The organism is Streptomyces sp. B6B3 (assembly GCF_039871525.1).
Lineage (GTDB): Bacteria > Actinomycetota > Actinomycetes > Streptomycetales > Streptomycetaceae > Streptomyces.
Genome location: NZ_JBDPLU010000011.1, coordinates 182,821 through 204,299, shown reverse-complemented (window position 1 = coordinate 204,299; position 21,479 = coordinate 182,821). Strand labels below are relative to the sequence as shown.

16 protein-coding genes are annotated in these 21,479 nt (G+C 72.3%); 5 read left to right on the top strand and 11 right to left on the bottom strand.

The window, feature by feature from the left end:
* Positions 1–32: 32 nt before the first annotated feature.
* From ABGB06_RS23140 to ABGB06_RS23100, 9 genes are all read right to left on the bottom strand, one after another.
* The gene (locus tag ABGB06_RS23140) at positions 33–3,389 is read right to left on the bottom strand and encodes a S8 family serine peptidase (RefSeq protein ID WP_347592419.1); all 3,357 of its coding nucleotides are present in this window, start codon (positions 3,387–3,389) and stop codon (positions 33–35) included.
* Positions 3,390–3,571: 182 nt separating this feature from the next.
* Positions 3,572–6,880 (bottom strand): S8 family serine peptidase, encoded by a 3,309-nt coding sequence (locus ABGB06_RS23135; RefSeq protein WP_347592417.1) that lies wholly within the window; start codon positions 6,878–6,880, stop codon positions 3,572–3,574.
* Between the two features lie 170 nt (positions 6,881–7,050).
* The gene (locus tag ABGB06_RS23130; protein WP_347592415.1) at positions 7,051–10,305 is read right to left on the bottom strand and encodes a S8 family serine peptidase; all 3,255 of its coding nucleotides are present in this window, start codon (positions 10,303–10,305) and stop codon (positions 7,051–7,053) included.
* A gap of 182 nt (positions 10,306–10,487) precedes the next feature.
* Positions 10,488–11,486, bottom strand: a complete 999-nt coding sequence (locus ABGB06_RS23125; protein ID WP_347592413.1) for an inorganic phosphate transporter — start codon at positions 11,484–11,486, stop codon at positions 10,488–10,490.
* 6 nt (positions 11,487–11,492) lie between these two features.
* Positions 11,493–12,113: a DUF47 family protein gene (locus tag ABGB06_RS23120; RefSeq protein ID WP_347592411.1), complete on the bottom strand. Its 621-nt coding sequence runs from the start codon at positions 12,111–12,113 to the stop codon at positions 11,493–11,495.
* A 125-nt stretch (positions 12,114–12,238) separates the two neighbouring features.
* Positions 12,239–12,589, bottom strand: a complete 351-nt coding sequence (locus ABGB06_RS23115; protein ID WP_347592409.1) for a DUF2516 family protein — start codon at positions 12,587–12,589, stop codon at positions 12,239–12,241.
* A gap of 161 nt (positions 12,590–12,750) precedes the next feature.
* Complete coding sequence (locus tag ABGB06_RS23110; RefSeq protein WP_347592407.1) at positions 12,751–13,317, bottom strand: hypothetical protein; 567 nt, start codon at positions 13,315–13,317, stop codon at positions 12,751–12,753.
* Positions 13,318–13,334: 17 nt separating this feature from the next.
* Complete coding sequence (locus ABGB06_RS23105) at positions 13,335–13,748, bottom strand: helix-turn-helix transcriptional regulator (RefSeq protein ID WP_347592405.1); 414 nt, start codon at positions 13,746–13,748, stop codon at positions 13,335–13,337.
* 23 nt (positions 13,749–13,771) lie between these two features.
* Complete coding sequence (locus ABGB06_RS23100; RefSeq protein ID WP_347592403.1) at positions 13,772–15,022, bottom strand: MFS transporter; 1,251 nt, start codon at positions 15,020–15,022, stop codon at positions 13,772–13,774.
* 89 nt (positions 15,023–15,111) lie between these two features.
* On the opposite strand from ABGB06_RS23100, the gene ABGB06_RS23095 reads away from it, so the two are divergent.
* Genes ABGB06_RS23095 through ABGB06_RS23085 form a run of 3 tightly spaced genes read left to right on the top strand, consistent with a single transcriptional unit; the run spans position 15,112 to position 16,503 of the window.
* Positions 15,112–15,609, top strand: a complete 498-nt coding sequence (locus ABGB06_RS23095) for a helix-turn-helix domain-containing protein (RefSeq protein ID WP_347592401.1) — start codon at positions 15,112–15,114, stop codon at positions 15,607–15,609.
* A 32-nt stretch (positions 15,610–15,641) separates the two neighbouring features.
* Positions 15,642–16,076 (top strand): helix-turn-helix transcriptional regulator, encoded by a 435-nt coding sequence (locus ABGB06_RS23090; protein WP_347592399.1) that lies wholly within the window; start codon positions 15,642–15,644, stop codon positions 16,074–16,076.
* A gap of 10 nt (positions 16,077–16,086) precedes the next feature.
* Positions 16,087–16,503, top strand: a complete 417-nt coding sequence (locus tag ABGB06_RS23085; RefSeq protein WP_347592397.1) for a VOC family protein — start codon at positions 16,087–16,089, stop codon at positions 16,501–16,503.
* A gap of 61 nt (positions 16,504–16,564) precedes the next feature.
* Here the strand turns inward: ABGB06_RS23085 and ABGB06_RS23080 are convergent, their stop codons facing one another.
* Together ABGB06_RS23080 and ABGB06_RS23075 are read right to left on the bottom strand one after the other, a co-directional pair.
* Positions 16,565–17,779 carry a hypothetical protein gene (locus ABGB06_RS23080; protein WP_347592395.1) on the bottom strand — a complete coding sequence of 405 codons (1,215 nt, stop codon included), beginning with the start codon at positions 17,777–17,779 and terminating at the stop codon, positions 16,565–16,567.
* Positions 17,780–17,921: 142 nt separating this feature from the next.
* Positions 17,922–19,034: a hypothetical protein gene (locus ABGB06_RS23075; RefSeq protein WP_347592393.1), complete on the bottom strand. Its 1,113-nt coding sequence runs from the start codon at positions 19,032–19,034 to the stop codon at positions 17,922–17,924.
* A gap of 312 nt (positions 19,035–19,346) precedes the next feature.
* On the opposite strand from ABGB06_RS23075, the gene ABGB06_RS23070 reads away from it, so the two are divergent.
* Positions 19,347–19,835 carry a MarR family winged helix-turn-helix transcriptional regulator gene (locus tag ABGB06_RS23070; protein ID WP_347592391.1) on the top strand — a complete coding sequence of 163 codons (489 nt, stop codon included), beginning with the start codon at positions 19,347–19,349 and terminating at the stop codon, positions 19,833–19,835.
* Positions 19,836–19,946: 111 nt separating this feature from the next.
* Positions 19,947–21,419 carry an MFS transporter gene (locus ABGB06_RS23065; protein WP_347592389.1) on the top strand — a complete coding sequence of 491 codons (1,473 nt, stop codon included), beginning with the start codon at positions 19,947–19,949 and terminating at the stop codon, positions 21,417–21,419.
* Positions 21,420–21,479 lie beyond the last annotated feature (60 nt).

The following is a 21,479-nucleotide window of genomic DNA, read 5'->3' as shown; positions in this document are numbered from 1 at the left end:
GTGGCGGGCCGCTCGGGTGGTGTGGGTGTGATTCAGGCGGTGCGGTAGGCGTCGATGATCGTCTGTGTCGTGGTGTTGCCCTGGCTGTCCTCGGTCTCGGCGCGGAAGGAGACGCTGCCGCCGGCCGCCGGGTTGTCGACGGTCACCGCGCCGTCCTCGACCGGCGTCTCGGTCCAGGTCTCGCCGCCGTCGGTGGAGACGGAGACGGTCAGCGCCTCGACGTTCTCCTCCGCCGACGGCTGGACGGTCACCGGGACGGTGACCGTCTCACCCGCAGGGGAGGTGGAGTCCAGCGCCAGCTCGGGGGTGAAGCGGATCGCGCTCCCGGGCAGCGGGACGCTGTAGTGCTCACTGGCAAAGACCGAGGTGAAGGTGTAGGAGGCGGTGAACTCGGTGCTCACCGCGGCTGCCACGCCCTCGCGGTTGATGGTGACCACCAGCTCGTAGTTGGCCTCGTCATCCGGCACGTCGATCGCGACCCATTCGACGTCCTCAAGGGTGGCGTACTCCTCGCCGTTCCGGTACAGCGTGGCGGTGCTGCTGGCCCACCGGCTGTCGCCGACGTGTCCGGCGCCGTCCGCGAACTCGTAGAGGTCGGCGACTATCTTGTCGCCCCACCGCCTCAGGCCGCCGACCGCGCCCCCGTCAGTGTCCGTGCCGAACATCGGCCCGAAGACGCCGACGTTCAACGTCTCCTGGTACTGCTCGCCGGCCGTGTAGGTGACCGGGAGGCTGGAGTACCACGCCTCGTTGTCGCCCTCGGGGTTGGTCTGGAACAGTTCGAACTCCCAGGGCCGGGAGCCTCCCTCGACATACACCTCGGCCGTGCGTGGCAGCGCCGCCGGGACCGCGGTGGCCGTGTCGAACACGTTGTCGACGAACAGGTAGCCCGTGCGGTCCGGCAGGGAGGCACCCAGGCCCACGTCGATCCGGGCCATGTCGGCGGGCGTCACGGTCTTGTCGAGTCCGGAGTAGAACGCGCCCTCCAGTTCGTCCAGGGCGTGGTACTCCCGGTCGTCGCTGCCCCTGAACGTGGCGTTGACCGAGGAGCTCAGCGTGAAGCCCTCGGGCGCTTCGCCGAGTTGCAGGGTGCGCAGGCCGTCGGGCGCCGAGCCCAGGGACCAGGACGAAGCGTAGTCCCATGTGTCGTCGAGCGTACCCAGACCGAACTCCATGGCGAGGTCGCTGCGCTGCGCCTCGGCGCCGGACAGCGTCACCTCGGCGGGCACGGCCTCCCGGGCGTCCAGGGCGAGGGTGGTGTCCTCGGTGAGCGCGAGGCTCGGCAGTGTCAGCCAGTCGAGGCCGGTGACCTCCCCGGACGCGTCCGAGCTGACGGGGAAGTTGGTGTCGATCAGCCATTCGCCGGCGGGCAGCCGGACCGGATCGCCGGTGGTCGGCAGCTCGATGACGTCGAACGTCTCCAGGTTGAGCGCCGCCGCGAGCCAGTCGGTGGCCGGCTCGCCGTTGCGGTCCGTGGCCTCCAGCGTGAGCTCGTGGGTCTCGGCCTCGCGCAGCACTCCGCCCGGCGCGCGGACGGTCTGGCCATCGCCCGCGCCGGTCGCGGTGACCATCACGCCGTAGGCGCCGTTCAACCCGGGCACCGAGGTGTCCGCGGTGACCTCGACGCTGGCGGTGCCGCCGGCGGGGACGGTGACCTGGTCGGCGCCGAGGGTGAACATGCCCTCGGGCGCCGGTTCGCCGTTCGGGTCGATCCCGGCGGCCGTGAGGTCGAGGGTGACGTCCTCGGTGCCGAGGTTGGTGTAGGTCAGCTCGCGGGTGATCGGCTCGTCGTCGTGGTGCGGGTACTCGGCGATGCCGAAGTTCAGCGCGTTCTCGTTCGCGACCACGGTCTGGTCCAGGGCGGCGGCGACGTCGACGCGTCCCGAGCCCTGTTCGTAGACGGTGTGATCGCCGGGTTGGGCGGAGGCGGTGAGCGCGGCCTTGATGCGTTCGCCGTCCCAGTCGGGGTGTTGTTGGGCGAGCAGGGCGGCGGCGCCCGCGGTGTGGGGGGTGGCCATGGAGGTGCCGTCGAGGGCGACGTAGCCGTCCGCCACGGGGGTTCCCTCATCGGCGAGCACGCTGCCCGGGGCGGCGGCCGCGCCGATGGCCACGCCGGGGGCGGTGATGTCCGGCTTCACGGCGCCGTCCCGCAGCCGGGGACCGACGGAGGAGAAACCGGCGAGCTGGTCGGACTTGTCCACGGCGCCCACGGTCAGGGCGGCGTCGGCGGTGCCGGGGGAGCCGACCGTGCTCGCCCCCCATATGCCGCTGTTGCCGGCGGCGATGACGAACAGCGCGTCGGACTCGGCGGAGAGGGTGTTGACCGCCTCCTCCAACGGGTCGATGGTGGTGTCGGCGGAACCGCCGAGGCTCATGTTGACGATGTCGGCGCCCTGGTCCACGGCCCACTGCATGCCCTGGATGATGCCGGACTCGTAGCCGGTGCCCTGGTCGTCGAGGACCTTGCCGTTGAGGAGTTGGGCGCCGGGGGCGACGCCGGTGTAGGTGCCGTCTGAGTGGGCGCCGGTGCCGGCGGCGATGGAGGCGACGTGGGTGCCGTGGCCGTAGTGATCGTCGGTGTCGGGGGCATCGGTGAAGTTCTCCGCGGCGACGACCTTGGACGAGACGTCGTCGTGTTGGGTGGTGATGCCGGTGTCGAGGACGGCGATGGTGACGCCCTCGCCGTTGTAGCCGGCGTCCCAGGCGGTCGGGGCGCCGATCTGCGGCACGCTCTCGTCGAGCGTGGCCTCGGCGATGCCGTCCAGGGCGATGCCGGCGATGCCGGGGGCGGCGGCCAGGGGCTGGTCGCCGCCGTCCGCGGTGAGGGCCGCCCAGGTGGCGGCCGCGGCGTTGGCGTCGACGGTCAGGGCCTCGCCGTTGATCGCGGACAGGTCGGCGGTGACCTCGGGGCGCTCGCCGGCCGGGGTGTCGGTGAACAGGTCGGCGCGGGTGTCGTTGGCCCGCGCCTGGTCGTCGTAGGTGACGATGATCGGCAGTTGGTCCGCCGCGTCGTACTCCTCGCGGCTGAGCTCGGTGACGTCGAAGAGGCGCCGGTCCAGGGTGCCGTCGGTGATCAGCGGGCGGGCGTCGATCGGGATGGCGAAGGTGGCGTCGCCGTCCTCGAAGACCTGGATGGGCACGTCCTCCCGGCCCTCGCCGCGGATCAGTCCCGTGACCTCGCCGCTGCCGTCGAGCACGACGCGGTCGCCGGTGATGAGGGTGACCAGCTGCCGTTCGGTCCCGGAGTGCGCCTCCGTGACCGCGCCTCCCTCGGCGTCTGGTGTCGCGTTCGCGGAGGGCACTGCGGCTGCCAGGCTCGCGGTCAGCGCCGCGGCTATGACCGACGCGGCGGCGGTGGCCCCGCGCGGTCTGGTTAAGAATTTCGTCATACCCCATAAACCCCGGAAGCCTCCGGCTTGGTTTGCTGGCGCCATGTGGACAAATCGTGTGCGTTGCGTCCTTGGTGTGTGGGCTGGTCGGCCGGCCGGGTCGGAAGCGGGCCGGGAACGGGCCGAGCGGCCCGCCGGGGTGGCGGGCCGCTCGGGTCGTACGGGTGGTGCTCAGGCGGTGCTCAGGCGGTGCGGTAGGCGTCGATGATGGTCTGCGTCGTGGTGTTGCCCTGGCCGTCCTCGATCTCGGCGCGGAGGGAGACGCTGCCGCCGGCGGGTGGGTTGTCGACGGTGAACGTTCCGTCGGCGACGGGGGCGTCGGTCCAGGTCTCGCCGCCGTCGGTGGAGACGGAGATGGTCAGCGCGTCGGCGTTCTCGGCCGCGGAGCCCTGGACGGTCACCGGGATGGTGACCGTCTCACCGGCCGGCGAGGTGGCGTCCAAGGCCAGTTCGGGGGCGAACCGGACCGCGGTGGCGGGGAGCGCGACCGGCCCCTCGCCGTCCGGACGGGCGGAGGTGAAGGTGTACGAGGCGGTGACCTCGGTGCTCATCAGAGCGCCGGTGTTCTCGCGGTTGACGGTGGTGACGAGCTCGTAGTCGGCCTTGTCCGCCGGCACCTCGAACTCGACCCAGTCGACGACGTCGTCCGCCGTGGCGTACTCCTCGCCGTTGCGGTAGAGCGTGGTGCTGCCGGTGGGGGCGACCTCCACGAGGAACGGGTCGGGCGCGTTGCCAGCACCGTCGGTGAGGGGGTTGATCCGACCGTGGATCCGGTCGCCGTCCCGGAACAGACCGTCGAGCGGGCCGTCGAACCGCGGGCCGAAGACGCCCGTGTTCATGGTCAGCTCGTACTCCCCGCCCGGCTCGAAACTGGTGAACGGAGTGGCGTAGGCCGCTGCGGCCAGACCGGTGGCATCCCGCTCCTGCAACTGCACCCGCCAGTCGGCGGCGGCCGCCTCGACGAAGATGTCCGCCGTCCGGGGCAGCGCGTGATCGATGCCCATGATGAACGTCTGGTAGGGAGGCGCGACGAAGGTCACACCCGAGCCGTTCTCCGTCGTGGCGCCCTGGCCCACGGCCAGCCGCGCGAACGCGTCCTCCGCGACGTGCTTGGTGAGCCCGGAGTACAACTCACCGTCCCGCTGGTCGGTGACGAAGTACCGCTGGTCTCCCACGTTGAACCCCGCGTTCATGTCCGAGCCCATGGACCAGCCCTCGGGAGCGTCGCCGATCTGGAGGGTGTTGATGCCCTCCGGCATGCCGCCCAGCGCCCACCCGGTGAGGGCCTCCGGCGCGCCGCCGGAGCGGTTCCGCGAGAGGTAGCGCGACACGGCGAGGTCGAAGCGCTGCGCGTCGGGAACCGCCACGCTCACGTCGATGGGCCTGGTCTCCCGCGCGTCCAGGGTGATCGTCGTCTCCTCCGTCACCTTGAGATCCGGCTGCGCGATCCAGTCCAGGCCGAGCATCTCCGAGCCGTCGTCCGACCAGACGTAGAAGATGGCGTCGAGCGTGTAGTCGCCCTCGGGGACCCGCAGGGTGCCGCCCTCGGGGCCGAGTTCCCCCCGCCATCCGGTGTCCAGGTCCTGGAGCTCAAGGACGAGGTTCTCCGCGGGCCGGCCGTCGCGGTCGATGGCCTCGAACGTGACGTCGTAGCTGGCGCCCTCGCGTCGGACGACGCCCGGGGTGTGCACGGTCCGTCCGGCGTCCACGCCGGTGGCGGTGACGACGACGTCGAACGTGCCGTTGAGCCGCGGCAGCGTGGTGTCGGCGGTGACCTCGACGGTGGCGGTGCCGCCGGCGGGGACGCTGACCTGGTCGGTGGCGAGGGTGAACATTCCGGCGGGAGCCGGCTCGCCGTTCGGGTCGGTGCCGGCCGCTTCCAGCTGGAGCGTGGCGTCCTGGGTGCCGAGGTTGCGGTAGGTCAGCTCGCGGGTGACGGGCTCGTTGTCGTCGTGGGGGTACTCGGCGAGGCCGAAGTTGAGCGAGCCCTGGTCCGTGACGATGGTCTGGTCGAGCGCGGCGGCGACGTCGATGCGGCCCGAGCCCTGCTGGTACGCGGTGTGGTCGCCGGGTTGGGCGGAGGCGGTGAGGACGGCCTTGATGCGTTCGCCGTCCCAGTCCGGGTGCTGCTGGGCGAGCAGCGCGGCGGCGCCCGCGGTGTGGGGGGCGGCCATGGAGGTGCCGTCGAGGGCGACGTAGCCGTCGGCGACGGGCGTGCCCTCCTCGGCCATGGCGCTGCCGGGGGCGGCCGCGGCGCCGATGGCGACGCCGGGCGCGGTCACGTCGGGCTTGACGGCGCCGTCGCGCGGGCGGGGCCCGGTGGAGGAGAACTCGGCGAGTTGGTCGGACGTGTCGACGGCGCCGACCGTCAGGGCGGCGTCGGCGGTGCCGGGGGAGCCGACGGTGCCCTCGCCGGGGCCGTCGTTGCCGGCGGCGATGACGAACAGCGCGTCGGAGTCGGCGGAGAGGGTGTTGACGGCCTCCTCCATCGGGCCGATCTCGCTGTCGGCGGGGCCGCCCAGGCTGAGGTTGACGATGTCGGCGCCCTGGTCGACGGCCCACTGCATGCCCTGGATGATGCCGGACTCGTCGCCGAAGCCGTCGTCGTTCAGGACCTTGCCGTTGAGGAGTTGGGCGCCGGGGGCGACGCCGGTGTAGGTGCCGTCGGAGTGGGCGCCGGTGCCGGCGGCGATGGACGCGACGTGGGTGCCGTGGCCGTGGCGGTCCTCGGTGTCGGGGGAGTCGGAGAAGTTCTCCGCGGCGACGACCTTGGGTGACACGTCCTCGTGCTGGGTGGTGATGCCGGTGTCCAGGACGGCGATGGTCACGCCCTCGCCGTCGAAGCCCGCGTCCCAGGCGGCCGGGGCGCCGATCTGCGGCACGCTCTCGTCGAGCGTGGCCTCGACGACGCCGTCCAGGGCGATGGCGGCGATACCGGGGGCGGCGGCGAGGGGTTCGGCGCCGTCGGCGGGTCGGGTGAGGGCCTGCCACGTGGCGGCGGCCTGGTCGCTGCCCACGGTCAGGGCCTGACCGTTGATGGCCGGCAGGTCCGCGTCGACCTCGGGGCGCTCGCCGGCCGCGGTGTCGGAGAACAACTCGGCCCGGGTCTCGTCGGGCTCCGCCCGGTCCTCGTAGGTGACGGTGATCGGCAGCTCGCGGGCGGTGTCGTACTGCTCGCGGCTCAGCTCGGTGACGTCGAACAGCCGGCGGTCCAGGGTGCCGTCCGCGATCAACGGCCGGGCGTCGGCGGGCACCACGAACGTGGCGCCGCCGATCTCCCGCACCTGGACGGGTATGTCCTCCCGGCCCTCGGCCCGGATCAGCCCCGTGACCTCGCCCTGGCCGTCGAGCACGACACGGTCGCCGGTGATGAGCCTGACCTGCTCCCCTTCGGCGCTGGCACCGGCCACGTCCGGGGCGGCGGACACGGAGGGCGACGAGACCACCAGGCCGGTCGTGGCGGCCAGCGCGATGAGCGACGCGGCGATCACCGCGCCGCAGGCTGTGCGTTTCTTCCTCTGCATGACCCGCTAGACGTGCGGGACCGTTCCTCGTTCATCGCACGATGGGGAGGCGATGTGAAGGTTCGTTGTGTGAACTACTGGCCGGGAACGGCCGAGCGGCCCGCCGGGGCGGGCCGCTCGGCTGGTGCGGGTGGTGCTCAGGCGGTGCGGTAGGCGTCGATGATCGTCTGGGTCAGGGCGTTGCCCTGGCTGTCCTCGATCTCGGCGCGGAAGGAGACGCTGCCGCCGGCGGCCGGGTTGTCGACCGTGATCTCGCCGTACTCGACCGGCGTCTCGGTCCAGGTCTCGCCGCCGTCGGTGGAGACGGAGACCGTCAGCGCGTTGGCATTCTCCGCCGCCGAACCCTGCACGGTCACCGGGACGGTGACCGTCTCACCGGCCGGTGAGGTGGAGTCCAGGGCCAGTTCGGGGGCGAAGCGGACCGCGCTGGCGGGCAACGAGACCGCGCCCTCGCCGTCCGCCGGACGGGCCGAGGTGAAGGTGTACGAGGCGGTGACCTCGGTGCTCACCGAGGCCGCCACACCGTCCCGGCTGACGGTGGTCACCAGCTCGTAGTCGGCCTCGTCGGCCGGCACCTCGAACTCGACCCAGTCGATCACGTCGTCCGCCGTGGCGTACTCCTCGCCGTTGCGGTAGAGCGTGGTGCTGGCGCTCGTGTAGACGCTGTCGCCGACATGCCCGGCGCCGTCGGCGAAGGGGTAGACCCAGCCGTAGATGGTGTCGCCCAGCCGGAACAGGCCGTCGTCCGGGCCGAGCCGCGGCCCGAAGACGCCGACGTTGAACGTCTCCTGGTACTGCTCGCCGGCCGTGTAACTGACCGGGTCGGAGAAGTAGTACGCCTCCAGTTCGGCCTCGGAGGTCTCCTGCCAGAGGTCGATGGCCCAGTCGGCGGCGGCCGCCTCGACGTACACCTCGGCCGTGCGCGGCAGCGCGTGCGCGGCCGCGGAGGCCATGCCGGAGTGCGAGTCCCAGACGAACAGGAAACCGGTGCGGTCGGGCAGCGAGGCACCCTCGTTCACGTCGATCCGGGCCATGTCGGCGAGCGCCACGTTCTTCTCCAGACCGGAGTAGAACGACCCGTCGCGGCTGTCCGCGGTGTAGTACTCCGCGCCGTCGGCGTTGCCGAAGGCCGCGGTGGCGGCGGAGCTCAGCGACCAGCCCTCGGCCACGTCGCCGATCTGCAGGGTGTTCAGGCCGTCGGGCATCGTGCCGGCGAACCAGCTGGTGCCGAAGCCGGACTCGCCGTCGGGCGCGACCAGCGAGTAGGTCATGTTGAGGTCGGTGAGCGACGCCTCGGCGCCCGAGAGCCCCACCTCGACCGGTTCGGCCTCGCGGGCGTCCAGGGCGAGGGTGGTGTCCTCGGTGAGCGCGAGGCTCGGCAGTGTCAGCCAGTCGAGGCCGGTGAGGTCGTCACTCCCGTTCGTGACGTAGAAGTTGGCGTCGATCAGCCATTCGCCGGCGGGCAGCCGGATCGGGTCGCCGTTGGTCGGCAGGTCGATCCAGCCGAACGTCTCCAGGTTGATCGCGGAGGCGTACCAGTCGGTGGCCGGCTCGCCGTTCCGGTCCAGGGCCTCGACGGTGAGGTCGTAGCTCTCCACCTCGCGCTGCACCGCGCCCGGGGTGCGGACGGTCTGGCCCTCGCCCGCGCCGGTCGCGGTGACGACCACGTCGTAGGCGCCGTCCAGTTCGGGCAGCGTGGTGTCGGCGGTGACCTCGACGCTGGCGGTGCCGCCGGCGGGGACGGTGAGCTGGTCGGCGCCGAGGGTGAACATGCCCGCGGGCGCCGGTTCGCCGTTCGGGTTGGTCCCGGCGGCCGTGAGGTCGAGGGTGACGTCCTCGGTGCCGAGGTTGGTGTAGGTCAGCTCGCGGGTGATCGGCTCGTCGTCGCCGTGCGGCCACTCGGCCAGGCCGAAGTTCAGCGAGCTCTGGTCCGCCACCACGCTCTGGTCGAGCGCGGCGCCGACGTCGATGCGTCCCGAGCCCTGCTGGAACGCGGTGAAGTCGCCGGGCTGCGCGGAGGCGCTGAGCGCGGCCTTGATGCGTTCGCCGTCCCAGTCCGGGTGCTGCTGGGCGAGCAGCGCGGCGGCGCCGGCCGTGTGCGGGGTCGCCATGGAGGTGCCGTCGATGGCGACGTAGCCGTCGGCCACCGGGGTGCCCCCCTCGGCGACGGCGCTGCCGGGCGCGGCCGCGGCGCCGATGGCCACGCCGGGCGCGGTGACGTCCGGCTTCACGGCGCCGTCCCGCAGCCGCGGGCCGACGGACGAGAAGAGGGCCAGCTCGTCGGACTTGTCGACGGCGCCGACGGTCAGCGCCGCGTCGGCGGTGCCGGGGGTGCTGATGGAGCTCTCGAACGGGCCGTCGTTGCCGGCGGCGATGACGAACAGCGCGTCGGAGCCGGCGGACAGGGTGTTGACCGCCTCCTCCATCGGGTCGATGGCGGTGGTGGCGTAGCCGCCCAGGCTCATGTTGACGATGTCCGCGCCCTGGTCCACGGCCCACTGCATGCCCTGGATGATCCCGGACTCGTCGCCGTAGCCGTCGTCGTCCAGCACCTTGCCGTTGAGCAGTTCCGCCCCGGGGGCGACGCCGGTGTAGGTGCCGTTGGAGTGGGCGCCCGTGCCGGCGGCGATGGACGCGACGTGGGTGCCGTGACCGTACCGGTCCTCGGTGTCGGGCGCGGTGGAGAAGTTCTCCGCGGCGACGACCTTGGCCGAGACGTCCTCGTGTTGGGTGGTGATGCCGGTGTCCAGGACGGCGATGGTCACGCCCGCGCCGTCGTAGCCGGCGTCCCAGGCCTCGGGCGCGCCGATCTGCGGCACGCTCTCGTCCAGGGTGGCCTGCACCACGGCGTCCAGCGCGATGCCGCTGATCCCGGGGGCGGCGGCCAGCGGCTGGTCGCCGCCGGTGCTGGTGAGCGCCGCCCAGGTGGCGGACGCGGCGTCGCCGGCCACGGTGAGCGCCTCGCCGTTGATCGCCGACAGGTCGGCGGTGACCTCGGGGCGTTCGTCGGCGGCGGTGTCGGCGAACAGGTCGGCGCGGGTGTCGCCGGCCCGCGTCTGGTCGTCGTAGGTGACGATGATCGGCAGTTCGTGCGCCGCGTCGTACTGCTCACGGCTCAGCTCGGTGACGTCGAACAGCCGGCGGTCCAGGGTGCCGTCCGCGATCAGCGGGCGGGCGTCGCTCGGAACCACGAACGTGGCGCCGTCGTCCTCGAAGACCTGGACCGGAACGCTCTCCCGGCCCTCGGCGCGGATCAGTCCCGTGACCTCGCCCTGGCCGTCCAGCAGCACCCGGTCGCCGGTGAGCAGCGTCACCTGCTGCCGGTCGGCCGCGGGCGCCGACTCGTCGGCGACGCCGGAGGCACCGCCGGGTGCCGCGGACGCGGAGGGCACCGTCGCTGCCAGGCTCGCGGTCAGTGCCGCGGCGATGACCGACGCGGCAACGGTGGCTCCGCGCGGTCTACTTAAAAATATCGTCATACTAAATACACGCAGAACGTCACCGGCTCGTCACCCGTTTCGGGTGAGAGGGTTGTGTGAGTCGCTACGTGAGATACGTGGGAGTTGTGTACACGTCATCCGTAGAACGGTATGACGGCCGCGTAGGCGAGCGCGGCGACGCCCGCCGCCGCCGGCATGGTGATGAACCAGCCGCCGATGATCGACTGTGCCACTCCCCAGCGCACGGCCGAGAGCCGGCGGGTCGCGCCGACGCCCATGATCGCCGAGGTGATCACGTGGGTGGTGGAGACCGGCGCGCTCACCACGTAGGAGGCCGTGTAGAGCACGGACGCCGCGGTGGTCTCGGCGGCGAAGCCACGCGGCGGGTCGAGCTCGATGATCCGGCGGCCCAGGGTGCGCATGATGCGCCAGCCGCCCGCGTAGGTGCCCAGCGACAGCATCGTCGCGCAGGCCAGCTTGACCCAGACCGGGATCGGCGCGTCCGCGTCCTCGACGTCCGCGATGACCAGCGCCATCACCACCACGCCCATCGTCTTCTGCGCGTCCTGCAGACCGTGTCCGAGCGCCATGGCGGCGGCCGACACGGTCTGCGCGACGCGGAAGCCGTGCTGCGCCCGTCCCGGGTGGGCCCTCCGGAATATCCACAGCAGGGCCACCATCACCAGGTAGCCCAGCAGCAGGCCGACGAGCGGCGAGAGGAACATCGGCAGGACGACCTTCGTCAGCACGCCGTCCCAGTACACCGCGGACGAGCCGGCCAGCGCCGCGCCCACCAGCCCGCCGAACAGGGCGTGCGAGGACGACGAGGGCAGCCCGAAGTACCACGTGATCATGTTCCAGACGATGGCGCCGGCCAACGCGGCGAAGAGGATGACCATGCCGTGGTCGCCGGTCGGCGTGGCGATCAGGTCCTCGCTCACCGTGTGGGCCACGCTGCTGCCGAGGAACGCCCCGGCCAGGTTCATCACGGCGGCCATGCCCAGCGCGACCCGCGGGGTCAGCGCCCGGGTGGAGATCGACGTGGCGATGGCGTTGGCGGAGTCGTGGAAGCCGTTGGTGTAGGTGAAGAAGAGCGCGGTGAGGACCACGACGACCAGGGCGACAGTGTCCACGACGCCTCAGGATTCCTTGACCGCGATGGACTCCACGGTGTTCGCGACGGACTCGAAGGCGTCGGCCGCCTCCTCCAGCACGTCCACCACCTGCTTGAGCTTCATCACCTCGAGCGTCGGATAGCTGCCGTTGAAGAGGTGGGCCAGCAGCCGGCGGTGGATCTGGTCGGCCTGGTTCTCCAGCCGGTTGACCTCGATCCAGTACTCGGTGAGGTGATCCATCGTGCGCAGGTGCTGCATGGCCCCGGCGGTCAGCTCCGCGGCCCGGCCGAGCACCTCGATCTGCTCGGACACGCCCTTGGGCAGCTCGTCGATCTCGTAGAGGACGACCAGGTCGACGGCCTCCTCCATGAAGTCCATGATGTCGTCGAGGCGGGAGGCCAGGCGGTAGATGTCCTCGCGGTCGAACGGGGTGATGAAGCTGGAGTTCAGCTGGTGGAAGATCGCGTGGGTCGCGTCGTCCCCGGCGTGCTCGGCGGCCCGCATACGTTCGGCGATCTCCACGCGCGTAGCGGGATCGGCACCGAGGAGCTCCATCAGCAGCTTCGAGCCGGTCAGCAGGTTGTCGGCGGCGGCGGCGAAGAGGTCGTAGAAGCTTGTCTCCTGCGGCGTCAGGCGAAAGCGCACGGAAAGTTCCTCTGGCGTTCATCAGCGGGTGTCCCTGGCTGATGGTACGGGCAGATTCCGGCCAAGCTAACCCTCTTCGGCGCCGCCGAGGGTCACGGTTCGGTCAGCGGTCGGTCAGAAGTGAATCAACGATTGCCGTTGTACGGCCCGTACGGTCCGTCGCTGCTGCTCCGTCCACCGCGGCCACGGCCACCGCCGCCGCTGACCCCGCGGACGGCCGGGCGCACGTCCACCAGGTAGACGATCGTCGCGATCAGCCCCGCCAACGTCAGCAGGAACCCGAAGGCGCCGAGCGGGATGATCTGCACCGCGACCGCCAGGCCCAGGATGACCAGCCAGAACGGCTTGGTCTGCTTGTCCGCGGCGCGGAAGGCGTCCTCGCGCTGGAACGCCGCGTGCACCAACGCGAAGCAGCTGAGCAGAACCATCGCGATGAGGAGCACCACGACGATCCAGTTGAACCCTGACAACAACATGCTTGCCCACCGTCCTGTCCGTGTCTGCCCTCCCTACCCACGCTACCCGCCGTCACACCGGGCGCGTAGGCAGTTGCGGACGCCATCGCCCCGCCTCCGCCGGGGGGCAGCGGAGGCGGGGCGGGCCGCGCGGCGGCCGGTCGCCTCGGGGGTCCTGAGGCTCAGGAGTCCTGGGGCGTGGGGCCGGTCTTCCTGCGCGGGGCGGCGGCCTTGCGGGGCTTGGCCGCGGTGGCGGCGTCCGCCGGCTCGGTGACCGGCGTGGCCTTGGCCGCGGGCCGGCTCTTCGGCTCGGTCTTCGGTGCCGCCTTCGACGCGGCCCTGGGCGCCGTCGTCGGCGCGGTCTTCGGCTCGGTCACGGGCTCGGTGACCGGTTCCGTGACGGGCTCGGTGACCGGAACACGAGCGTCGGCGCGCTCCACCGTCACCTCGGCGCCGTCCTCGCGGCCCGCGCGGCGGCTCTCCACCACGACCTTGCCCCGCTCGGCCAGCTCGTCGTACGTCTCCCGCGCCTTCACGGCGTACTCCAGGGCCAGGCCCACGCCCTGCATGGCCAGGGTCTGCGCCTGCTCCTTCAGCCTCGGCAGCCGCTCGGGCGCCTCGGCCCGCAGCCGCTCGACCGTCGCCGGCAGCTCGCGCAGCTTCCGGGCGGCGAGCTCGGCGGTGCCGGCGGCCACGTAGAGCGGGGTGGGGTTGGTCAGGGTCTTGCGCATTTCTTCGGTGATGGCCATGGCTCATCCCTCCCGTTTCAGGTCTCTTGCTGGCCCGCGTCCCGGTGCCCGGTCGGCTCCGCGTCCTCGTCGCCGTTCTCCAGGCGGAACGAGCGGTAGATCTGGAGCAGCGCCTGCTTCTGGGGCTCGGTGAGCCCCGGATCGGCGAGCACCGCCTCGCGCACGCCGCTCGTCGGCGGCGCGTCCTCGGCGTCCTGCACCCGTTCGTCCAGGATCCCGGCCTGCACGTACAGCGTCTCGGCGGAGATCCGCAGGCCCTTGGCGATCTGCTGGAGGATCTCCGCGCTCGGCTTGCGCAGCCCGCGCTCGATCTGGCTCAGGTACGGGTTCGACACCCCGGCGGCCTCCGCGAGCTGCCGCAACGACAGGCGGGCCTGCCGCCGCTGCTCCCGCAGGAACTCCCCGAGATTCCCGACACCGAGTGAAGCCATGCCCACCACCATGCCCCGTCGCGCTAACTCTTGCAAGCGGAGCGCTTGCGGGAGTGGTGCATCCCACAGCGGGCCCCGTGTGCCTCGACGTTCTCGGTCCGGAGGTTCGCGCCGCTCGTGCCGTCGCGGGGCGGTTGCCTGTCGGTCGCCCAGACGGCCAGTGCGCAGGCCGCGAATCCGGCCCCGAGGAGGCTGGAGCCCGCCCAGCCGTGGGCGGTGAAGACGGCGGTGGTCGCGGCCGCGCCGAGGGCGGAGCCGAGCGAGTAGAAGACCATGTAGCCGCCGACAACGCCGCTGGTGCGGTCCGGATGCGCGGTGAGCACGTGCTGGTTGCTCACGTGCACGGCCTGGACCGCGAAGTCGAGGACCACGATGCCGACGACGAGGAACCACAGTGACCACGGCAGTTGCGCGATCGCCGCCCACGAGAGGACGAGCAGGGCGAGCGCGAGACCGGTGACCGGGCCCGCCCGGCCGTCATCCGCCCACCGTCCCGCGCGTGCGGCGCCGAGCGCGCCGGCGAGTCCGGCGATGCCGAACAGTCCGATCTGGCTCTCGCTCAGCTGCCAGGGGGAGCCCGCCAGCGGCAGGGACAGTCCGCTCCACAGGGTTCCGAACGACGCGAACAGGAAGAACGCGACGAGCCCGCGCGTCAGGAAGGCGCGCCGCGTGAAGAGTCCGCCGAGGGAGACGACCGCCCGCCGGTACCCCGCGGGTCGGCGGGGGCGCTCCTCTCGCGGCAGCGCGACGAGGACGAGGGCCGCGAGCCCGAGTGACAGCACCGCGAGCACGGCGTAGACGCTCCGCCAGCCCCATGCCCCGGCGAGCGTGCCGGCGACGACCCGCGCGCCGAGGATGCCGACCACGACGCCCGAGGTCACGACGCCGATGTTCCGTCCGCGTTCGGCGGGCGGCGAGACCGCCGCCGCGTAGGCCACCGTGGTCTGCACCACGACCGCGAACACCCCGGCCACCGCGAGACCCGCGAACGCTCCCCACGCGGCTGGCGCCGAGGCCGTCAGGAGCATGCCACCGGCGGTGAGCGCCAGGTGGACGGCGATGAGTCGGCGCCTGTCGACCACATCGCCGAGCGGCACCAGCAGCACCAGCCCCGCCAGATAGCCCACCTGGCCGGTCGCGACGATCCACCCGGTGAGTCCCGCCGGCACGTCGAGATCGCGTCCCATCGGCTCCAGCACCGGCTGCGCGGCGTAGACGCTCGCCACTGCGACACCACACACCACCGCGAGCAGCAGCCGCCGCCACGCGTCCATCGCGCCTCCAGTCTCAATCGGTAGCAGATTGCAACTAATTTGGACCGTAGTGCATGATGGTTTCAATCCGCAACTCATCGGGAGGGCTCATGCCGGGCACCACCATGCGCGCCCCGAACCCGGACTGGACCGACCCCGAATGCCCCGTCGCCCGCACGCTCGACCTGGTCGGTGACAGGTGGAGCCTTCTCGTCGTGCGCGACGCGATGGACGGGGCACGCTCGTTCACCGAGTTCCAGCGACGCACCGGCATCGCCCGCAACATCCTCACCGACCGGCTCCGCAAGCTCACCGCTCACGGGCTTCTCGCCCAGCGCACCGCACCATCGGGCCGTCGCCAGGAGTACGTGCTCACCGACGCCGGCCGCGACCTCTTCCCGGTCATCCTCACCCTGCGACAGTGGGGCGAACGGCACGCCTTCGCCCCCGGCGAGACCCACTCCACCCTGGTCGACCAGCACGGCACCCGGGTGCCGGACATCGCGCCGACCGGCGCCGACGGCACCCTCCTCGACCCCGACATCACCCGGGTGCGGAAGACCCGACGGCCGGCGGGGACCAAAGGTGAGAGGCGTCACGACGGGTGACGAGGGCCGGATCGCTGGCTTAGCTTTCCGGTATGAACGTGTCGCGCGTGCCACTCGACGACCTGGTCCGGCTGCGCCGGGCCCGGGACCGGATGGACCGCGACTACGCGCAGCCGCTGGACGTCCCGGCCCTGGCGCGGGTCGCCCTGATGTCGGCGGGCCACTTCTCGCGCAGCTTCCGCGCCGCCTACGGCGAGACGCCGTACAGCTACCTCATGACCCGCCGGATCGAGCGGGCCAAGGCACTGCTGCGGCGCGGCGACCTGTCGGTGACGGAGGTCTGCATGGAGGTCGGCTGTACCTCGCTGGGCTCGTTCAGCTCGCGGTTCACCGAACTGGTCGGCGAGAGCCCGAGCGCCTACCGGGCCAGGGACCACGGCGACGGGGCCGCCATCCCGGCCTGCGTCGCCAAGATCCAGACGCGCCCGGTCAGGAACGGAGAAGCCAGGCCGGCCGTCGGTCCGTAGCGTGAGGTCCATGGACATCACACTCGCAACATGCTTCATCGCCGTCGACGACCACGACAAGGCGCTCGCCTTCTACCGCGACGTGCTCGGTCTCGAGGTGCGCAACGACGTCGGCTTCGAGGGCTTCCGGTGGGTGACCGTCGGCTCCCCGACCCAGCCGGACGTGGAGATCGTCCTCGAACCGCCGCTCGCGGACCCGAACGCCCCGGAGGCCGACCGGCGGGCGGCGGCCGAGCTGATGGCCAAGGGCCAGCTGCGCGGCGTCATCTTCCGGACGGACGACTGCGACGCCACGTTCGAGCGGATCCGGGCGGCGGGCGGCGAGGTGCTCCAGGAGCCGATGGACCAGCCGTACGGCGTGCGGGACTGCGCCTTCCGCGACCCGGCGGGCAACCTGCTGCGGTTCAACCAGCCGCGCACCGCGTGACGGAGCCGGCGGGGGAACGGGACCTCCCGCCCGACGGCCGGGTGCCGCCGGGCGGGGCGGGTCAGCTCACGGTGAGCTGGTAGGCGACGCCGGCTCTGGTGGTGCCGTCGGTGGCGTACGCGAGGATGACGCCCTGGTCGGTGACCCACAGCGCCTGCGTGGTGACCCACCCCTGCACCACGCCGAGTTCGAGGAACTCGCCGTTCTGCCACTGGCAGGCGTGATCGATGCCCTCGCTGACCTCGATCCGGCCCACGACGAGGCCGCTGTTGTTGATGGCGCGCGGGCTGGTATCGCGCGCGCCGACCACCGGCAGCTCGGTGGTCCGGCCTCCGGAGTGGAGGATCGGGACCAGCAGGCCGGTGGCGGTGTCGCTGACCCCGATGACGTCGCCGAGGTCGTTCAGCGGCTGCTCGGGAGGGACGCGGAAGCCGTGTTCGTTCAGCGGGGGGACGTCGGTGAGGACGCCGTCCCGCCAGACGCACGCGCCCCGCTCGGCGTTCGCCCCGCGCGAGGCGAGCACCTGGCCCGCCTCGTTCAGGTGGTGCAACGCCCGCAGCCCGTCCGCTGCCAGGGGGGTGGCGGCGCCGTTCTCCCAGAAGAAGTGCAGGTCGCCACTGGTGGCGATGACCTGCCCGGCGTCGTTGAGGCCGCGCGGCCTCACCGCCCCGGAGTACCCGGCGGGCGGCTCGACCTCGGTGCGGGAGCCGTCGTTGAGGTCGTAGCGGAAGGTGCGGTGTTGGGCCTCCGCGCCCTGGGCGAGGGCCGTGTAGAGCACCTGGCCGTCGTTGTTCAGGAAGTACGCGCAGCTGTCGCGGACGTCGTCGCCCGGTTCGAGGACGACCGGGTCACCGGCGACCCCGTCGGGAAAGACCACGGCGAACTGTTTGTAGTCGCCGGAGCGGCGGAAGCCGCCCACGAGCTGGCCGCCGTCGTTGATGGCCTCCAGGGTCACGCTGCCCGTCCCTGGCTGCCGGGGAACGTGCAGCTCCCCGTCGATCCAGACCACCGACCCGTCGGCGGCCGGCGAGCCCCCGCCGACGGCGTCACCGTGTCGGTTGACCGCCCTCGGCCGCCACATGTACAGCCCGTCGGGGTCGCCCAGCGGGACGGCGGTGACGTCCGCGGCGGTGGCGGTCGTGCGGGTGATGCCCACGGGGCCGGTCCGTCGGCCGCGCGGGGTCGCCAGCGCGGGCCGGGCGCCGACGGCGGCGGTCACCGCTCCCAGCGTGGTGGCCGTCAGCAGGGCCCGTCTGCTCACGTTGAGTTTTGGCATGGCCGCAGCCTGGCACCGAAGCTCGATGCGTGCACCCGGCACTTGGACAGCGCCGGGTGCGCGGCGGGTGCGGACGACCCGCCTGCCCCGGAGGGACGGGCCCGGCGGGCCGCTGACGGGGCCGGCTCGGCCGTGGCGCGCGTCAGGCCGGGGTGAGGAGGAAGCTCATGGTCGGGTTGTCGCGTGCGGAACTGGCGAACGCGACGACGTCTCCCTGTTCGGTGGCCAGCCGGCCCTGGGCGTCGTTGTAGCCCCGCGGCGTGCCGAGGTCCAGGAACTGCCCCCCGCGCCAGAGGCACGCGCTGGTCACGATGTCCTGCGGCCCGCCGCAGCGGCCCGCGATGTCGCCGGTGTGGGCGATGCCCAGCGGATCGGCCTCCAGCCCGGCGGGGACCGGCAGTTCGGTCATCGCGCCGCCGGTGTGGTGGAACGGGATCCGCCGCACGCCGTCGTCGCTGGTGCCGATGGTCTCGCCCGCGTCGTTCAGGGACTGCCGGGTGAAGGTGATCTCGACGTCGAACGTGCCCAACGCGCCGAGGTCGGTGAGGGCGCCGTCGTGCCAGAGGAAGGCGCGGTCGTAGAAGTCGGCCTCGGGCGGTGCGTAGCTGCCCAGCACCTGTCCCGACTGGTTCAGGTGGTACACGGTTCCGCTGCCGAACTGGGTCAGATCGGTGGCGACGCCGTCCTCCCAGAAGAAGACGTAGGTGCGCGCCCCGAGGGCGTAGGCGCTGCTGACGAACTGCCCGGCGTCGTTGAAGCCGCGCGGGTAGACGTCGCCCGGGTGGCCGGCGGGCGGCAGGATCTCGGTGCGGGAGCCGTCGTTCAGGTCGTAGACGAAGCAGCGGCGGGTGTAGTCGTCGACGCCGATGGCGTCGTAGACCACCTGGCCGTTGTTGTTGATCAGGTACGCCCTGCTGTCCCGGAACTCCGCTCGGGGCTCGATCACGACGCCCTCCCCGCCGATCCCCTCCGGCCAGGCGATCGCCGTCTGCTTGTCGTCCGGGACGCCGCGGAAGCCGCCGACGAACTGCCCGGCGTCGTTGATCCACTCCAGATAGGCGCTGCCCGCCGCGGGCAGGAGCGGCTCGGACAGCCTCCCGTTCGACCAGACCACCGGCGTGCTGTCGCCGCTGGAGCCGATGACGTCGCCGCGCCGGTTGACGATCGTCGGTTGCCACATGTAGAGCCCGTTCGGGTCACCCAGGGGCACCGCGGTCACGGCGGCCTCGGTGGCCGTCGTGCGTCCGATGCCCACCGGGCCCGTGCTTCTTCGTGCGGTCGGTCTCGCTGTCGCCAGCGCGCGGCCACCGCCGACGAGGGTCGCCGCGCCCAGTGCGCTCGCCGTCAACAGGGCGCGTCTGCCTAATGCTTGTCTGCGCATGATGACAGGTTGTCAGCGATCCTCGGAGGCGCAACGTGCACTTGGACACCGGGGTCGGCGGACTCAGGGGTGGACATCGTTCAGTGGGCGCACGTGGGCGCACGTGGGCGACCGCCGGTCGGCGACCCCGGCATGGGTCGGTTCCGGATAATCCGCCACGGACCGGAATCCGGTTACGCTGGTGCCATGACTGCCATGTCACCCACCCGCACCCGCCCCGACGTGTCGTTCCTCCTCGACCGCTCGGGACACGTGCTCCGCACCCGGATGTCCGCGGCGCTCGCCGAGATCGGCCTCACCGCGCGCATGCACTGCGTGCTGGTGCACGCGCTGGAGGAGGAGCGCACCCAGGCCCAGCTCGCCGAGATCGGCGACATGGACAAGACCACGATGGTGGCCACCGTGGACGCGCTGGAGCGGGCCGGGTTCGCGGAGCGCCGCCCGTCCAGCCGGGACCGCCGGGCCCGGATCATCGCGGTCACCGAGGAGGGCGCCCGGATCGCCGGGCAGAGCCAGCGGATCGTCGACGGCGTGCACGACGCGGTGCTCCAGGCGCTGCCGGAGGACGAGCGGGAGGTCTTCGTGCGCGCGATGAACCGGCTGGTCACGGGGTATCTGGCGGAGCCGGCGGAGAGTCCGCGGCCGGTGCGGCGGGCCCGTCAGGGCGCCGGCTGACGCGCCGGTGCGGCGCCGGGATCGAGGGGATTCCGTTCGCCAATAGATAGTCCGCAACAAAACTATCTGCTAACGTCTCTCTCGTCGTCTCGTCGATCGGGAGGGATCCCCGTGTCCGTCACCATCCCCAGCGCCAGGGTCCGCGGCCTCGCCCTCGGCGTCCTCGCCACCCAACTCCTGATGACCGTGCTGGACGGGTCGATCGTGACCGTCGCGATGCCGGCCATCCAGCACGATCTCGGCTTCTCCTCCGCCGGCCTGAGCTGGGTCGTCAACAGCTACCTGATCGCGTTCGGCAGCCTGTTGCTGTTCGCCGGCCGGCTCGGCGACCTGATCGGCCGCAAACGGGTGTTCCTGGCCGGCACCGCCGTCTTCACGCTGGCCTCGCTGCTGGCCGGCCTCGCCACCTCACCCGCCATGCTGGTCGCCGCCCGGGCGCTCCAGGGCGTCGGCAGCGCGCTGGCCTCGGCCGTCGGCCTGGGCATTCTGATCACGCTGTTCCCGGCCCCGGGCGAACGGGGCAGAGCCATCGCGGTGTTCAGCTTCACCGGCGCCGCCGGCGCGTCCCTCGGCCAGGTGCTGGGCGGCGTGCTCACGGACGCGCTGAGCTGGCACTGGATCTTCGTCATCAACCTGCCCATCGGCCTCGCGGTCGTCGCGCTCGCCGCCGCCGTGCTGCCCGCCGACCGCGGCCCCGGCCTCGCGGCCGGCGCCGACGTGCTGGGCGCGCTGCTGGTCACGGCCGGGCTGATGATCGGCAGTTACGCGATCGTCGGGGTGGAGCGCAGCGGCTGGACCTCGGCCGGCACGCTCGGCTACGGCGGGCTCGCGCTGGTGCTGCTGGTCCTCTTCGTGGTCCGCCAGGCGACCGCCCGGACGCCGCTGATGCCGCTGCGGATCCTCCGCTCCCGGGCCGTGGCCGGCGCCAACGCGGTGCAACTGATGATGGTGGCCGCGCTGTTCGCCTTCCAGGTGATCGTCGGTCTGCACCTGCAGCGGGTGTTGGGCTACGGCGCGGCGGAGACGGGCCTCGCGATGCTGCCGGCCGCGGTCAGCATCGGCGCCGTGTCCCTCGGCGTCTCGGCCCGCCTCAACGCCCGGTTCGGCGAACGCCGGGTGCTGCTCTCCGGGCTGGCCCTGCTGGTGGTGATGCTGGTGCTGCTCGCCCGGATCCCGGAGCGCCCGGACTACGTGACGGACCTGCTGCCGGTGATGCTGCTCGCCTCCGGATTCGGGCTGGCGCTGCCCGCGCTGACCACGCTCGGCATGTCGGGCGCCAGGGCGGACGACGCCGGGCTGGCGTCCGGGCTGTTCAGCACGACGCAGCAGATCGGCGGGGCGCTGGGCGTGGCGGTGCTGTCCACGCTGGCGGCCTCCCGCACGGAGGAGCTGGCCGCGGCCGGCGCGGACGGCGGCGCCGCGCTGACCGGCGGCTACCGCCTCGCCTTCACGGTCGGAGCGTGGATCCTCGCCGCGGCGTTCGTCCTGGCGGCCCTGGTGCTCCGCCGCACGAAGGCCACCGGCGGGCCCGGTGGGAACGTCCCCACCCCGACGCCGGCCGCCACCCCGACCGCCGCACTCTGACCGGCGCGCCGAAGGGCGGGATCCGCAGGCCGCGCACGGCCTGCGGATCCCGCCCCTTCG

Bases quoted from the DNA above. Each gene is read 5' to 3' on its own strand.
- ABGB06_RS23140 (WP_347592419.1), bottom strand. From the start codon at position 3,389: ATGACGAAATTCTTAACCAGACCGCGCGGGGCCACCGCCGCCGCGTCG.
- ABGB06_RS23115 (WP_347592409.1), bottom strand. From the start codon at position 12,589: ATGTTGTTGTCAGGGTTCAACTGGATCGTCGTGGTGCTCCTCATCGCG.
- ABGB06_RS23110 (WP_347592407.1), bottom strand. From the start codon at position 13,317: ATGGCCATCACCGAAGAAATGCGCAAGACCCTGACCAACCCCACCCCG.
- ABGB06_RS23105 (WP_347592405.1), bottom strand. From the start codon at position 13,748: ATGGCTTCACTCGGTGTCGGGAATCTCGGGGAGTTCCTGCGGGAGCAG.
- ABGB06_RS23100 (WP_347592403.1), bottom strand. From the start codon at position 15,022: ATGGACGCGTGGCGGCGGCTGCTGCTCGCGGTGGTGTGTGGTGTCGCA.
- ABGB06_RS23095 (WP_347592401.1), top strand. From the start codon at position 15,112: ATGCCGGGCACCACCATGCGCGCCCCGAACCCGGACTGGACCGACCCC.
- ABGB06_RS23090 (WP_347592399.1), top strand. From the start codon at position 15,642: ATGAACGTGTCGCGCGTGCCACTCGACGACCTGGTCCGGCTGCGCCGG.
- ABGB06_RS23085 (WP_347592397.1), top strand. From the start codon at position 16,087: ATGGACATCACACTCGCAACATGCTTCATCGCCGTCGACGACCACGAC.
- ABGB06_RS23080 (WP_347592395.1), bottom strand. From the start codon at position 17,779: ATGCCAAAACTCAACGTGAGCAGACGGGCCCTGCTGACGGCCACCACG.
- ABGB06_RS23070 (WP_347592391.1), top strand. From the start codon at position 19,347: ATGACTGCCATGTCACCCACCCGCACCCGCCCCGACGTGTCGTTCCTC.